This is a genomic window from Caballeronia sp. NK8, from assembly GCF_018408855.1.
Taxonomy (GTDB): domain Bacteria; phylum Pseudomonadota; class Gammaproteobacteria; order Burkholderiales; family Burkholderiaceae; genus Caballeronia.
On sequence record NZ_AP024322.1, the window covers coordinates 666,097 to 680,774 of the forward strand.

Sequence of the window (14,678 nt, forward strand, 5' to 3'; positions counted from 1 at the left end):
GATGGTCAGTGGGAGGGGCTGATGCCGCAAAGCGTTAGATTATAAACGCTCGCACGGATCGACGGGCGCGCACGGCCGCTCCGGCGCCTGCGTCGGTCCCCGCATGGGTCCCTTTTGGCACGATTTTCGCACCGTTCAAATGATAAAATCCGCGGATGAAAAAAATCGTCATTCTGATCTCCGGACGCGGGAGCAACATGGAGGCCGTCGTGCGTGCATGCGCGCGCGAAGGCTGGCCGGCCCGCGTCTGCGCGGTCATTTCCAACCGGCCCGATGCCGCCGGGTTAGGCTTCGCGGCCGCGAACGGCATCGAAACCAAAGTAGTGGATCACCGTCAGTTCGACGGGCGCGAATCGTTCGACGCCGCGCTCGCGCGTGAAATCGACCGTTTCGAGCCCGACCTCGTCGTGCTGGCGGGCTTCATGCGCGTGCTGACCGACGCCTTCGTCGGGAAATACGCCGGGCGCATGCTCAATGTTCATCCGTCGCTCTTGCCGTGCTTTCCGGGCTTGCGCACGCATCAGCAGGCGCTCGACGCCGGCGTGCGGGTGCACGGCGCAAGCGTGCATTTCGTGACGCCGACGCTCGATCACGGGCCGATCGTCGCGCAGGGCGCGGTGCCGGTCGTCGCCGGCGACGACGCCGCCGCGCTCGCCGCGCGCGTGCTGAAAGTCGAGCACGACATCTATCCGCGCGCGGTGCGCTGGTTTATCGAAGGGCGTTTATCTATCGAGGGCGAACGTGTCGCCCTCGCGCCGTCTGAGCCGCAATGGCTCTTTGCCGACATTGCCGGGGAGGGCGTATGAGGCTGCATGGATTTCTGATCGGACAAACCGAAACGTTGCTCGCGGACGTATTGCGCTTTTCCGGCCCCGCCGACGCCGCGACGAGCCGCTTCTTCCGCGCCCATCCGAAGCTCGGACACGGGGAGCGCGGCGTGATCGCCGAAGCCGTGTTCGCCGTGCTGCGCCGGAAAATGGAGTTTTCGCATCTCGCGGAAAGCGGCAGCGGCAACCAGGCGCGCCGTCTCGCGCTGCTCGGGCTGATGCAGACCGCCGGGCTCTCCGCGCTGAAGCCGTTCGTTTCGGCGGACGAGTATCAATGGCTCGCGCAAGTCTCGAAGATCGAACCGGCGAGCCTGCCGGTGCGGGTGCGTACCAACCTGCCGCAATGGATCTACGACGCGATGGGCAAGCGTTTCGCGCCCGAGGAACTCGCGCAGCTCGCCGCCGCGCTGAACTATCCCGCGCCGCTCGACCTGCGCGTGAATCCGATCAAGGCGACGCGTGAAGCCGCGCTCAAGGCGCTGACCGAAGCGGGCATCGACGCGGGCGAAATGCCGTTCGCGCCGTTCGGCGTGCGCGTGGACGGCAAGCCCGCGCTGACGCGTCTCGCGCCGTTCCAGGAAGGCTGGATCGAGGTGCAGGATGAAGGCAGCCAGCTGCTCTGCTCACTGATGGCCCCGCGCCGCGGCGAAATGATCGTGGACTTCTGCGCGGGCGCGGGCGGCAAGACGCTCGCGCTCGGCGCGATGATGCGCTCGACCGGCCGTCTCTACGCGTTCGACGTGTCCGACCGCCGCCTCGCCAAGCTGAAGCCGCGCCTCGCGCGCAGCGGCTTGTCGAACGTGAATCCGGTGCTGATCGACAGCGAGCACGACGCGAAGATCAAGCGTCTCGCGGGCAAGATCGACCGCGTGCTCGTTGACGCGCCGTGCTCGGGTCTCGGTACGCTGCGCCGCAATCCGGACCTGAAGTGGCGCCAATCGCCCGCCACCGTCGCGGAACTGACGCCCAAGCAATTGTCGATTCTCACGAGCGCCGCGCGCCTCGTGAAGCCCGGCGGCCGCCTCGTCTACGCGACCTGCTCCATGCTCGAAGCGGAAAACGAGACCGTCGTGAAGCAGTTCCTCGAGACGCATCCGAATTTCCGTGTCGTGCCCGCGCGCGACGTGCTCGCGGAACAGCGCATCGATCTGGACACGGGCGAATTCCTCTCGCTGTGGCCGCACAAGCATGGCACTGACGGGTTCTTCGCGGCCGTGCTGGAGCGCGTGCCGGACGCCGCGAAAGCGCCAAAATCCCCGGAAGCGCCGGAAGCGCCGGAAGCGCCCGAAGAAACCGCGTAAGCAATGCAGAACCGCTTCCTGAGCGAACTCTCCGCGCGGCTCTTTCGCGATTTCGGCGAGCCGGAAGTGATCTGGCAGGTAGCGGTTCTGCTCGGCCTGCTCGTGGTGGCCTGGTGGTGCGCGCGGCTGCTTCGCAAGAAGCTCGATGCACGCCGCCAGTCGCGCTTCGAAGCCGTGCGCTTCGGCGCGGAAAGTCTCAACAAGGCGCTGTTTCCGCTGCTCGGCACGATTTTCGTCTCGATCGCGCAGGTGGCGGTTGCGCCGTTCATCCACACGTCGTTCCTGCGTCTCGCGCTCGTGCCGCTGTGCGGCATCACCGTCATCTATACGATGCTGTACGTCGCGCGGCGCGTGTTCAGCCGCGGTCAGGCGGAGCACCAGGCGAACGCGCTGCTGTATCTGTTCGAAAGACTCGTGACGGTGATCGTCTGGATCGCGATGCTCTTTACCGTCATGGGCATCCAGGACGACGTCGTGCACTGGATGGGAAGCGTGCGCTTCAACTTCGCAAACGCGCACATGACGCTGCTCTCGCTCGCCTCGGGCGTGCTGTGGGTGTGCGTGACGCTGATCGTCGCGATGTGGGCGGGCGCGCTGCTCGACGACCGGCTGATGCGCGCCCGCTCGCTCGACGCCAATCTCAAAGTGGTGCTCGCGCGCGTCGGCCGGGCGCTGATGATCCTCGCCGCGATTCTGGTGAGTCTGTCGATCGTCGGCATCGACATCACGGTGCTCGGCGTGTTCGGCGGAGCACTGGGCGTCGGGCTCGGCTTCGGCTTGCAGAAGATCGCGAGCAATTACGTATCGGGCTTCATCATTCTGCTGGACCGCTCCTTGCGGCTCGGAGACATGATCAGCGTGAGCGGCAGCCAGGGCACTGTCACGCAGATCCGCACGCGCTACACGGTCGTGCGCGGCCTCGATGGCATCGAGACGCTGATTCCGAACGAAAAGCTCATCACCGATGTGGTGCAGAACCATTCGTCGTACCTTACGCGCGGCAACGCGAAGATCGCGGTGCAGGTGAGCTACCGTTGCGACGTCGAGCGCGCGATGCAATTGCTGGTCGAAGCGACGCAGGGCGTCGAACGCGTCCTGCAGGACCCGGCGCCCGCCGCGCTGCTCGCGAGTTTCGGCGCGGACGGCATCAATCTGGAGCTGAGTTTCTGGATCGAGGAGGCCGCGAAGGGCACGGGCGGCGTAAAGTCGCATGTCAATCGCGCGGTATGGCGGTTATTCTCGGAACATGGCATTGAAATTCCGTACGCCCAGCGCGAAATAAGGATTGTCGATGCCGTGTCCCGGGCAAGCAGCGAATCGGTACTTAATGCCGAAAATCGCGAGCAGGGCGCCGCACCAGCGGCCTGACCGGCGGCGTTGGCTCGATCTTTCGATTTGACCGGCGAATCAACCTCAATTCGGGGCGTGAGTTTTTCCTCGTTTTGCTACGATTCAAAAAATTTCACCTTTAGGACAAAGACTTGGAACGCATGCAGTAGAATGCGATCGAACTTGCGCACGTTTCTTTCATGTGCACAACAAGTTGCCCAACGTCAGTTTTACTGGCCATTTTTCCCGAATTTCACAGCTACCCAGGTAAACCGCCTTGCTGAATTCTTCCCTCGAATTTCTCGCCAACGGATTGCTCGACTTTTCCTGGTGGCAGATTCTGTTGTTCACGCTTGCGACGACGCACGTCACGATCGCCGGCGTCACGATCTATCTGCACCGTTGCCAGGCGCACCGCGCGCTGGACCTGCATCCGGCCGCGAGCCACTTCTTCCGTTTCTGGCTGTGGATGACCACGGGCATGCTGACCGGCCAGTGGGCGGCGATCCATCGCAAGCACCACGCCAAATGCGAGACCGAGGAAGATCCGCACAGCCCGCAGACGCGCGGCATCTGGAAGGTGCTGCTCGAAGGCGCGGAACTCTATCGCACCGAAGCGAAGAACGAAGAAACGATGCGCAAGTTCAGCCACGGCACGCCGAACGACTGGATCGAGCGCAATATCTACACGCGTTACCCGATTCTCGGCATCAGCGTCATGATGGTGATCGATGTCGCGCTGTTCGGCATCGTCGGGCTGTCGGTGTGGGCCGTGCAGATGATCTGGATTCCGTTCTGGGCGGCGGGCGTCGTAAACGGCCTCGCGCACTGGTGGGGCTATCGCAACTTCAATTCGGCGGATGCGTCGACGAACATCTTCCCGCTCGGCATCCTGATCGGCGGCGAAGAACTGCACAACAATCACCACACGTTCGCGACCTCCGCGAAGCTGTCGAGCAAGTGGTACGAGTTCGACATCGGCTGGATGTATATCCGCCTGATGTCGATGGTCGGTCTCGCGAAGGTGAAAAAGGTCGCGCCGACGCCGAAGCTCGCCGCGAGCAAGGCCGTCGTGGATCAGGACACGCTGCAAGCCGTGCTGTCGAACCGCTACGAAGTGATGGCGCGTTACGGCAAGGCGCTCAAGCGCGCCTACGCGCAGGAACTCGCGAAGCTGAAGGAAGCCGGCGCGCGCGAGAAGTATCAATTGATGCGCGGCGCGCGTACGTGGTTCCACAAGGAAGAAGACGGCCTGAACGAGCCGCAGCTGAAGCAGTTGCCGGAACTCACGTCGGATAACCAGAAGCTGCGCACGTTCATCGAGCTGCGCAAGGATCTGGCGGCGATGTGGGACCGCTCCAACGCCTCGCGCGAGCAGCTCGTGACGCAATTGCAGGACTGGTGCCATCGCGCGGAAGAGAGCGGCATCAAGGCGTTGCAGGATTTCGCGTTGCGTCTGCGCCGCTACGCCTGACGCGCGATATCCGTTAAAATTTAAGGACGTCACAAGACCCCGCTCTGGCGGGGTCTTTGTTTTTGGGCGGCCGTTTTCGCATCGCGTGGTTGGCATGGAGCAGGGGACAGGGACATGGAAGCGATCAGGAGTGTCGAGTACGACCGGCCGCAAGGCCTGACGTGTGGAGTGGGCGAGGCGTGGGCGCGGGTGCCCGGCACGCCCTCGCCGGAGGAGCGGCGCGAGTTGAAGGAGCGCATTCGCGCGCTTCTGAAGCGGGAGCAGGCTGTGCTCGTCGCGCATTATTACGTCGATGCCGAACTCCAGGAGCTTGCCGACGAAACCGGCGGCTGCGTCGCCGATTCGCTGGAAATGGCGCGCTTCGGCCGCGACCACGCGGCGAAGACGCTGGTTGTCGCGGGCGTGCGCTTCATGGGCGAGACCTCGAAGATCCTGAGCCCGGACAAGCGCGTGCTGATGCCCGATCTCGACGCGACCTGTTCGCTCGATCTCGGCTGCCCCCCCGATGAATTCTCCGCGTTCTGCGACGCGCATCCTGATCGCACGGTCGTCGTGTACGCGAATACGAGCGCGGCAGTGAAGGCGCGCGCGGACTGGATGGTCACATCGTCGATCGGGCTCGAGATCGTCGCGGACCTGCACGCGCGCGGCGAGAAGATCCTGTGGGCGCCGGACCGTCACCTCGGCGGTTACATTCAAAAGAAGACCGGCGCGGACATGCTGTTGTGGCAGGGTTCGTGTCTCGTCCACGACGAATTCAAAGGCATCGAGCTCGACCTGCTGCGCCACGAATATCCCGACGCGAAGATTCTCGTGCATCCGGAATCGCCGGAAGGGGTCGTCGCGCTCGCGGATGTCGTCGGCTCGACCACGCAACTGATCGACGCCGCCGTGAAGCTCGACGCGAAGCGCTTCATCGTCGCGACGGACCTCGGGATTCTGCACAAGATGCGGCTTGCCGCGCCCGGCAAGACGTTCATCGAAGCGCCGACTGCCGGCAACAGCGCGACCTGCAAGAGCTGCGCGCATTGTCCGTGGATGGCGATGAACGGCCTCGCCAATCTCGCAGACGTGCTGGAGCGCGGTCACAACGAGATTCACGTCGATCCGGCGATCGGGCTGCGTGCGCGCGTGCCGATCGACCGCATGCTCGACTTCGCCGCGCGTCACAAGAAGCGCGTGCAGGCGAGCGGCGATCTGGCGAAAGACACCACGCTGTTCTCGAACGTCGGAGCCGCGTAATGACGTGTCCAGCGACGTATCCAGCGATTTTCGAGGAAGTCCGCAACCAATACGGCGCGGCGTTCGACGCGGCGCTCGCGCGCAATGTCTTCGATGCCCTCGATGAAGACGTCGGCAGCGGCGATGTCACCGGCCGTCTCGTGCCGGCCGATTCGCGGCGCACGGCGCGCATCATCGTGCGCGAGGATGCCGTGCTGTGCGGCGCGCCCTGGTTCGACGAAGTGATGCGCCGCGTCGATCCGTCGATCGAAGTCGAATGGCAGTATCGGGAAGGCGCGCGCATGGCGGCGAATTCGCCGGTCGTGCTGCTGCACGGTACGTCGCGCTCGCTGCTCACCGCGGAGCGTAACGGACTCAATTTCCTGCAATTGCTGTCGGGCGTTGCGACGGCGACGCGCCGCTATGTCGATGCGATCGAAGGCACGCGCGCGCGCATCCTCGATACGCGCAAGACGCTGCCCGGCTTGCGGCTCGCGCAGAAGTACGCGGTGCGAGTGGGCGGCGGCGCGAACCAGCGCCTCGCGCTCTACGACGGCATTCTGATCAAGGAAAACCACATCGCGGCAGCGGGCGGCGTCGGTGCGGCGATGGACGCGGCGCTCGCGCTGAATTCAGGCGTGCCGGTCCAGATCGAAGTGGAAACGCTCGAACAGCTCGAAACGGCGCTCGCACATCGCGCGGAATCGGTCCTGCTCGACAACTTCACGCTCGACATGATGCGCGATGCCGTGCGCATCACGGCGGGCCGCGCGTTGCTCGAAGTGTCCGGTGGCGTGAACTTCGACACAGTCCGCGCGATCGCTGAAACCGGCGTGGACCGCATTTCCATCGGCGCGCTCACGAAGGACGTGCGCGCGACCGATTTCTCGATGCGTCTCGTCTAGATCGCCGTGCGGCGCGCGGCCGGCGGCATCAGTACCGTCGGCAACGCTTTCGGCAAAGTCCCGGGCCAGTCGCGGCTGTAGTGCAGGCCGCGGCTCTCGCGCCGCGAGCACGCGCTTTCCACGATCAACGACGCTACATCGACGAGATTGCGCAACTCCAGCAGATCCCGGCTTACCTTGAAGTTCGCGTAATACTCGTGGATTTCGTCGCGCAGCAGTGCGATTCGATGTTGCGCGCGCGCAAGGCGCTTGTCCGTGCGCACGATGCCCACGTAGTTCCACATCAGACGCCGTAGCTCGTCCCAGTTGTGCGCGACGACGACTTCCTCGTCCGGATCGGACACGCGGCTTTCATCCCAGTCGGGCAATTCGGCGTGGCAGCCGTTCGAGAACCCATCCGCTTCGATCGCGTGCGCCGCCGCGCGGCCGATCACGAGGCATTCCAGCAGCGAGTTGCTCGCGAGCCGGTTCGCGCCGTGCAGCCCCGTGTACGACGTCTCGCCGACCGCGTACAGCCCCGGACGATCCGTGCGCCCGGCGAGATCGGTGACGACGCCGCCGCACGTGTAGTGCGCGGCGGGCACGACAGGAATCGGCTGCTTCGCGATATCGATGCCGAATTCGCGGCAGCGCGCGAGGATCGTCGGAAAGTGCTCTTCGAGAAACGCGCGTGGCTGATGGCTGATGTCGAGATACACGCAGTCGATGCCGCGCTTCTTGATCTCGAAGTCGATCGCCCGCGCGACGATATCGCGCGGCGCGAGTTCGGCGCGTTCGTCGTGCGCGGGCATGAAGCGCGTGCCGTCCGGCAGGCGCAGGACGCCGCCTTCGCCGCGCACCGCTTCGGAAATGAGGAACGACTTCGCGTACGGATGGAACAGGCAGGTCGGATGGAACTGGATGAACTCCATGTTCGCGACACGGCAGCCCGCGCGCCACGCCATCGCGATGCCGTCGCCGGTCGCGGTGTCGGGGTTCGTCGTGTAGAGATAGACCTTGCCCGCGCCGCCCGTCGCGAGCACCGTGTGCGGCGCCTGAATGGTCACCGTGCGGCCCGAGTTCACGTCCAGCGCGTAGAGTCCGTGGCAGCGGTGGCCGGGCAGCCCGAGCCGGTCGGACGTGATCAGGTCGATCGCGTAATGATCTTCGAGAACGGTGATGTTCGGATGATTGCGCACGCGCTCGCTGAGCGTCGTGACGACCGCGTGGCCGGTGGCGTCCGCCGCGTGAATGATGCGGCGATGGCTGTGGCCGCCTTCGCGCGTCAGATGGAATCCGAGTTCGGCCGAGACATCACGCGTGAAGGGCACGCCTTCGTCGATGAGCCATTCGATCGCCGCGCGCCCGTTCTCGACGATGAAGCGTGTCGCCGCTTCGTCGCACAGGCCGCCGCCCGCGATGAGCGTATCGCCGACATGGTTATCGACGCTGTCGGCCGAATCCAGCACGGCCGCGATGCCGCCCTGCGCCCAGTCGCTCGCCCCGACGCTCGCCGCGCGCTTGGCGAGGATCGCGACCCGCCGCGTTTCCGCCAGATTCAGCGCGACGCTCAGTCCCGCAAGCCCGCTCCCTACGATCGCCACATCGAAATTCATGCTGCCGGTTCTCCGTCCGTGTTCTCATTGATAGCCGGCAAGCATACCCCGCGTGAACAATCAGTGACAGTTAAAACCCCCGCACGATCGTGTGTAAAGCGCGTGAAAGCGGGGCCAAAAAGCAAAAAGCCCCGCGATTTGCGGGGCTTTTTGTTGTCTTCGTACAGTAATCTCAAAATCAAGGGTTACTTGATCTTGGTTTCCTTGTACTCAACGTGCTTGCGGACGACGGGATCAAATTTCTTGATCAGCATCTTTTCCGGCATGTTGCGCTTGTTCTTGGTCGTCGTGTAGAAGTGACCCGTGCCTGCGGTCGATTCCAGCTTGATCTTGTCGCGTGCGCCCTTGGCCATATGCGTGCTCCTTAGATTTCACCGCGTGCGCGCAGGTCTGCGAGCACGGCGTCAATACCGTTCTTGTCGATCAGGCGCAGACCGGCGTTCGAAACGCGCAGACGGACCCAGCGATTTTCGCTTTCAACGAAGAAACGGCGGTTCTGCAGGTTCGGCAGGAAACGACGCTTGGTCTTGTTGTTTGCGTGGGAAACGTTGTTGCCCGACATCGGGCCTTTCCCAGTTACTTGGCATACGCGTGCCATGAGGACACTCCTAATACACGTTGAGTCTGAATCGAACGCTCGAAGGAAAGGCGCTTTCGCGCACTTTCGTTTTTCGATGCCTCTTATCGCCCAATTTGCCGATCGGGGACTTGGCAGCACGGTTATGCCAATGAGGACCGCGTACGTTCAGAGCAGGCGGGTTGAGAAAAGCAAACGTGGATTCTAGCAGGAAAAACGCTGCAATATCAAACCTTTTATGGCTTCCGTGCCTCACAGCCAGCCGTGGCGCGCAAACGAGAAGACATCGTTGGCCGCGACGACGATGTGATCGAGCAGCTGGACGTCGATGAGCGTCAGCGCGTCCTGCAGCGTTTTGGTCAGCCGCCGGTCGTTGGCGCTGGGCGCGACGCCGCCCGACGGGTGATTATGCGCGACGATCAGCCCGGCCGCGTTGAGCGTGAGCGCGCGCCGCACGATCTCGCGCGGATAGACCGCCACGCGCGTGAGCGAGCCGCGCGCGGATTCTTCGGCGTGCAGCAACTGATGACGCGCGTCCAGATACAGACAGACGAATACTTCATAGGGCCGCGTGCCGATCAGCATGCGCAGATAATCCTCGACCGCGCCCGGCGCATTCAGCAGCGCGCGATCCTGCGCCTTCTCCGCCAGCGCCCGCCGGCACAGTTCGGATACGGCCAGAAGCGTCGCCGCGCGCGCCGGCCCGATGCCGCGCTGTTCGCGCAGTTCCACCGACGACGCTTCCAGCACGTTGCGCAGCGAGCCGAAACGCAGCAGCAGCTCACGCGCGACATCGACGGCGCTTGCGCCCGGCCGGCCGGTGCGCAGGAACAAGGCGAACAGTTCCGCGTCCGACAGAGCGCCCGGGCCCGTGTCGAGCAGCCTTTCGCGCGGCCGGTCGCCGCGTGCCCACTTGCGGATCGGCACATGGGGCGCGATGAGAGAGAGGTCCGCTGCGGGCGCCGGCGGCGGCGCCACGAGCCGCAGATCGGCGCTCATCGCGACCCTCCGGGACGTCTTGTCGCGCGGGCGAGCGCACGCAGGACATCGCCGCGTGACACGTCCCGACACAACTCTGTCTTACAATAGCGGCTTTGGCGCCCGATTTGCACCGGCGCCGCGCGGTTCGCTGCTTCGCGCCGAAGAGCCGCCCCATGCGGAGCCCACGCTCTGCCTTCAAATGAACGGCCACATCCAATACTCATGAGCATCATCGATATCTCCGAGGTGAAACCCGGTTCGCACGTCACGCTTCATTACCGGCTCGCGCTTGCCGATGGTGCCGACATCGTCAACACGTTCGCCGACAAGCCCGCGACGCTCCTGCTCGGCGCAGGCCAGCTCGCGGAACCACTGGAAGAGATTCTGCAGGGCCTCAAGGTCGGCCACCATTCGACCTTTCAGCTAACGCCCGATCAGGCGTTCGGTCCGCGCAACCCGGAGCTGGTCCAGTGGGTGTCGCTTGCGACGCTGCGCGAAAACAGCATGATCGGCGAGGATTTTTCGCCCGGCGATCTCGTCGAATTCAACGCGCCGAACGGCGGACGCTACGCGGGCGTGCTGAAGGAAGTCGGCGAAACCGCGGCGCTGTTCGACTTCAACCACCCGCTCGCGGGCCAGGCGCTCGTCTTCGAAGTGAAAATCATCGGGATTCTGTAACCATGATTGAAAGCCTCAACGAAGTTCAGACCGACGTCGAAATCCTGCTCGCGCAGCCGCGCGGGTTCTGCGCGGGCGTCGATCGCGCGATCGAAATCGTCGAGCGCGCCATCAAGCTGTTCGGCGCGCCGATCTACGTGCGCCACGAGATCGTCCATAACGCGTATGTCGTCGCGGATCTGCGCAAGAAGGGCGCGATCTTCATCGAAGAGCTCTCCGACGTCCCCGAAGGCGCCACGCTGATCTTCAGCGCGCACGGCGTCTCGAAGGCGGTGCGCGGCGAAGCGGAAGCGCGCGGTCTGCGCGTGTTCGACGCGACTTGCCCGCTCGTGACCAAGGTGCATATCGAAGTGGCGAAGATGCGCCAGGAAGGCTTCGATATCGTGATGATCGGCCACAAGGGTCATCCGGAAGTCGAAGGCACGATGGGTCAATCGGGCGAGGGCATGCATCTCGTCGAGGATATCGAGGACGTGCTGAAGCTCGATCTGCCCGACCCGCAGCGCATCGCGTACGTCACGCAGACCACGCTGTCCGTCGACGACGCGTCGGCGATCATCGACGCGCTCAAGGCCAAATATCCGGACGTCAAGGAGCCGAAGAAGCAGGACATCTGCTATGCGACGCAGAACCGCCAGGACGCGGTGAAGTTCCTCGCGCCGCAATGCGATGTCGTGATCGTCGTCGGCAGCCCGAACAGCTCGAATTCGAGCCGTCTGCGCGAAGTGGCCGAGAAGCGCGGCATTCCCGCCTATATGGTGGACTCGCCGACGCAGATCGATCCGCAATGGGTCGAAGGCAAGAAGCGCATCGGCGTGACGGCGGGCGCCTCGGCGCCGGAAGTGCTGGCGCAGGCGGTCATCGCGCGCTTGCGCGAACTCGGCGTGCGCAATGTGCGTTCGCTCGAGGGCATCGAGGAGACGATCTCCTTTCCGCTGCCGCGCGGCCTCTCGCTGCCGCAATGATTTCGACGAGTTCTTCGAGAAAGGCGCCTCCGGGCGCTTTTTTTTCGCCCATCGAAACGTACTGCGCGCGGAGCGAGGAACCCTCGCGCGGGATACGAAACCAAGCGTAGGCACCGTTTCAGGGCGCGCATTTACATGGGCGTTTTCCTCTAGATACCTTCAGGGTTTCCCCGTAAATCCGATAAGCAAACGTAACCCTCGAAATTCGCCCGATTAAACCTGCTTCCTTTATGGTGCAACTACTGCACAAAATCAGATCGCAACCCGGTTGCGACTTTGCGGGAAAATGGCCGGAAAATGAGGGTTGCAATGCTGGAAAACCCCGCCACGCAAGAATATTGCTCGTCTCATATTTAGCGTTACAATGCGCGCGTCTTGAGGCCAGAAGGGTTCACGACGACTGTTTTTAGAGGCGCAGGAGACCTATTTGATGCGATTCAAGTTTGCTCACGCCGTGTCCATCGCGGCTGCGGTTGCAATGGTCACCGCATGCGGCAAAAAGGACGAGGGTGGGGCGAGCACGGCAGCGTCGGCAGCGAGTTCCGCTGCTGCGCCGGCTGCGTCTGCGCCTGCGCCCGCGAGTGAGGCAACTGTCGTGAAGATCGGTCACGTTGCGCCCCTGACGGGCCTGCAGGCCCATCTCGGTAAAGACAATGAAAACGGCGCGCGGCTCGCCCTCGAAGAGATCAGCGCGCAGGGTTTGACGATCGACGGCCATTCCATCCATCTGGTGCTCGACGCCCAGGACGACGCGGCCGATCCGCGCGTCGGCACGGAAGTGGCGCAAAAGCTCGTCGACGACCACGTGGTCGCGGTGATCGGCCATATGAACTCGGGCGTGTCGATTCCGGCGTCGAAGATCTACAGCGACGCGGGCATTGCGCAGATTTCGCCGTCGACGACCAACCCGCAGTACACGCAACAAGGCTACAAGACGACGTTCCGCGTCGTGGCGACCGACGCGCTGCAAGGCCCCGTGCTGGCCGGCTACGCGATGAAGACGCTGCATGCGAAGAAGGTCGTCGTGGTGGACGACGCCAGCGCCTACGGCCGGGGACTCGCCGACGAATTCGTGAAAACGGCGCAGGCCGGCGGCGTGAAGGTTGCGGCGCGCGAAGCCACCACGGAGAAGGCTCGCAACTTCAAGGCGATCCTGACCAAGATCAAGCGCATCCAGCCGGATGTCGTGATGTACGGCGGCATGGACGTGACGGGCGGCCCGTTCGCGAAGGAAGCGGCGGCGCTCGGCATCAAGGCGAAGATCCTCGCCGGCGACGGCGTCTGCACCGACAAGCTGGCCGAGCTCGCGGGCGACGCGGTGCAAAACATCATCTGCTCGGAGGCGGGACTCGCGCTTCCGAAGATGGACAAGGGAGCGGACTTCGAAAAGAAGTACGAAGCACGCTTTCACACGCCGGTGCAGATTTACGCGCCGTTCACGTATGACGCGATGTACGTGATCGTCGATGCAATGAAGCGCGCCAACTCCATCGAAGCGCCCAAGGTGCTGGCTGCGATCGCCACGACCGACTACAACGGTCTGACGGGGCATATCGCATTCGACGACAAGGGCGATCTGAAGGCGGGGACCATCACGCTGTACGACTTCAAGGACAAGAAGAAAGACGTACTCGACGTCATCAGGCAGTAGGCAGTCTGGCGGCGCCAGCTATCCGGCGGCGCCGTTTTCGTATCCGTCCGTGAAACGCTTGCAGCCTCATCCGGCCGCGGGCGGACGATCGGCGCTCAACCTTTACCGGTTTTTTAAAAAGTACGCGCAGTGCCGCTTCAGATTTCGCTTCCCACCGGTTTATCGGCCGGTGATAAAAGCGTTATCGAAACGCACGGGGCTAAGGAGCTTTGAATGGATATTTTCATCCAGCAGATCATCAACGGTCTGGTGCTTGGCAGCGTCTACGCCATCATCGCACTGGGCTATACGATGGTGTACGGGATTCTCGGCATCATCAACTTCGCGCACGGAGATGTGCTGATGGTCGGCGCGATGGTGGCGCTGTCAGCCATCGGCGTGATGCAGAACCACATGCCGGGCATTCCCGGGCCGATCATGCTGGCCATCGCGCTCGTAATTGCGGCGGTCGTCTGCGCGCTCGTCGGCTACACCATCGAAAAGGTGGCGTACCGGCCGCTGCGTAAAGCGCCGCGTCTCGCCCCGCTGATCACCGCGATCGGCGTGTCGATCCTCTTGCAGACCATCGCGATGATGATCTGGGGCCGCAATCCGCTGGCGTTTCCGCAGCTTCTGCCGACCGATCCGATCAACATCATCGCCGCCGACGACACCCGTCCCGGCGCGGTCATCTCGATGACCGAAATCGTGATCATCGTGGTCGCGTTCCTCGTGATGGCCGGACTGCTCCTGCTCGTGCACAAGACCAAACTCGGCCGCGCGATGCGCGCGATCGCCGAGAACCCGGGCGTCGCCTCGCTGATGGGCGTGAACCCGAACTTCGTGATTTCCGCGACCTTCATGATCGGCTCGGCGCTGGCTGCACTGGCGGGCGTGATGATCGCGTCGGAATACGGCAACGCGCACTTCTACATGGGCTTCATCCCCGGCCTGAAAGCGTTCACGGCGGCGGTGCTGGGCGGTATCGGCAACCTCGGCGGCGCGATGGTCGGCGGTGTGTTGCTGGGTCTCATCGAACAGTTGGGCGCCGGTTATATCGGCAATCTGACAGGCGGCGTCTTCGGGTCGAACTACCAGGACGTGTTCGCCTTCATCGTGCTGATCATCGTGCTCGTGTTCCGTCCGTCGGGTCTGCTCGGCGAACGTGTCGCGGACCGCGCTTAAAGACCGTGTG

At 63.6% G+C, this 14,678-nt stretch carries 14 protein-coding genes; 10 read left to right on the plus strand and 4 right to left on the minus strand.

The genetic code is table 11. From position 1 onward, the window contains the following. Nucleotides 1-155 precede the first annotated feature (155 nt). The 6 genes from purN to nadC all read left to right on the plus strand — a co-directional run bounded on the left by purN (nucleotide 156) and on the right by nadC (nucleotide 7,057). Nucleotides 156-806: a phosphoribosylglycinamide formyltransferase gene (gene purN / locus NK8_RS03090; protein WP_213227375.1), complete on the plus strand. Its 651-nt coding sequence runs from the start codon at nucleotides 156-158 to the stop codon at nucleotides 804-806. Next, nucleotides 803-2,128 carry an RsmB/NOP family class I SAM-dependent RNA methyltransferase gene (locus NK8_RS03095; RefSeq protein ID WP_213227377.1) on the plus strand — a complete coding sequence of 442 codons (1,326 nt, stop codon included), beginning with the start codon at nucleotides 803-805 and terminating at the stop codon, nucleotides 2,126-2,128. Before purN ends, NK8_RS03095 begins: the two co-directional genes overlap by 4 nt. Nucleotides 2,129-2,131: 3 nt before the next feature. Further along, on the plus strand, nucleotides 2,132-3,496 hold the full coding sequence (locus NK8_RS03100) for a mechanosensitive ion channel family protein (protein WP_213227379.1): 1,365 nt from the start codon (nucleotides 2,132-2,134) through the stop codon (nucleotides 3,494-3,496). 238 nt (nucleotides 3,497-3,734) lie between these two features. Beyond that, nucleotides 3,735-4,931, plus strand: a complete 1,197-nt coding sequence (locus NK8_RS03105; RefSeq protein ID WP_213227381.1) for an acyl-CoA desaturase — start codon at nucleotides 3,735-3,737, stop codon at nucleotides 4,929-4,931. Nucleotides 4,932-5,045: 114 nt separating this feature from the next. Next, a complete protein-coding gene (nadA, locus tag NK8_RS03110) occupies nucleotides 5,046-6,173 on the plus strand; it encodes a quinolinate synthase NadA (protein WP_162065047.1) in 1,128 nt (375 codons plus the stop codon). Beyond that, nucleotides 6,173-7,057, plus strand: coding sequence for a carboxylating nicotinate-nucleotide diphosphorylase (nadC, locus tag NK8_RS03115; RefSeq protein WP_213227383.1), 885 nt, complete (start codon nucleotides 6,173-6,175; stop codon nucleotides 7,055-7,057). The genes nadA and nadC overlap by 1 nt, the downstream gene beginning before the upstream one ends. Here the strand turns inward: nadC and nadB are convergent. The 4 genes from nadB to radC all read right to left on the minus strand — a co-directional run bounded on the left by nadB (nucleotide 7,054) and on the right by radC (nucleotide 10,228). Then, nucleotides 7,054-8,652, minus strand: a complete 1,599-nt coding sequence (gene nadB / locus NK8_RS03120; protein WP_213227385.1) for an L-aspartate oxidase — start codon at nucleotides 8,650-8,652, stop codon at nucleotides 7,054-7,056. The two genes, nadC and nadB, sit on opposite strands and share 4 nt — an antisense overlap. Before the next feature lie 185 nt (nucleotides 8,653-8,837). Next, complete coding sequence (gene rpmG, locus NK8_RS03125) at nucleotides 8,838-9,005, minus strand: 50S ribosomal protein L33 (protein ID WP_007180630.1); 168 nt, start codon at nucleotides 9,003-9,005, stop codon at nucleotides 8,838-8,840. Nucleotides 9,006-9,016: 11 nt separating this feature from the next. Further along, complete coding sequence (gene rpmB / locus NK8_RS03130) at nucleotides 9,017-9,250, minus strand: 50S ribosomal protein L28 (protein ID WP_008351171.1); 234 nt, start codon at nucleotides 9,248-9,250, stop codon at nucleotides 9,017-9,019. Between the two features lie 231 nt (nucleotides 9,251-9,481). Then, a complete protein-coding gene (radC, locus tag NK8_RS03135) occupies nucleotides 9,482-10,228 on the minus strand; it encodes a DNA repair protein RadC (RefSeq protein ID WP_213227386.1) in 747 nt (248 codons plus the stop codon). A gap of 204 nt (nucleotides 10,229-10,432) precedes the next feature. On the opposite strand from radC, the gene NK8_RS03140 reads away from it, so the two are divergent. From NK8_RS03140 to NK8_RS03155, 4 genes are all read left to right on the plus strand, one after another. Next, complete coding sequence (locus tag NK8_RS03140) at nucleotides 10,433-10,888, plus strand: peptidylprolyl isomerase (protein WP_162065051.1); 456 nt, start codon at nucleotides 10,433-10,435, stop codon at nucleotides 10,886-10,888. A 2-nt stretch (nucleotides 10,889-10,890) separates the two neighbouring features. After that, the gene (gene ispH, locus NK8_RS03145; protein ID WP_162065052.1) at nucleotides 10,891-11,853 is read left to right on the plus strand and encodes a 4-hydroxy-3-methylbut-2-enyl diphosphate reductase; all 963 of its coding nucleotides are present in this window, start codon (nucleotides 10,891-10,893) and stop codon (nucleotides 11,851-11,853) included. A 430-nt stretch (nucleotides 11,854-12,283) separates the two neighbouring features. Further along, entirely contained in the window at nucleotides 12,284-13,504 is a 1,221-nt protein-coding gene (locus NK8_RS03150) for a branched-chain amino acid ABC transporter substrate-binding protein (protein ID WP_213227388.1), read from the plus strand. A 213-nt stretch (nucleotides 13,505-13,717) separates the two neighbouring features. Further along, complete coding sequence (locus NK8_RS03155) at nucleotides 13,718-14,668, plus strand: branched-chain amino acid ABC transporter permease (protein WP_162065054.1); 951 nt, start codon at nucleotides 13,718-13,720, stop codon at nucleotides 14,666-14,668. Nucleotides 14,669-14,678: the final 10 nt, after the last annotated feature.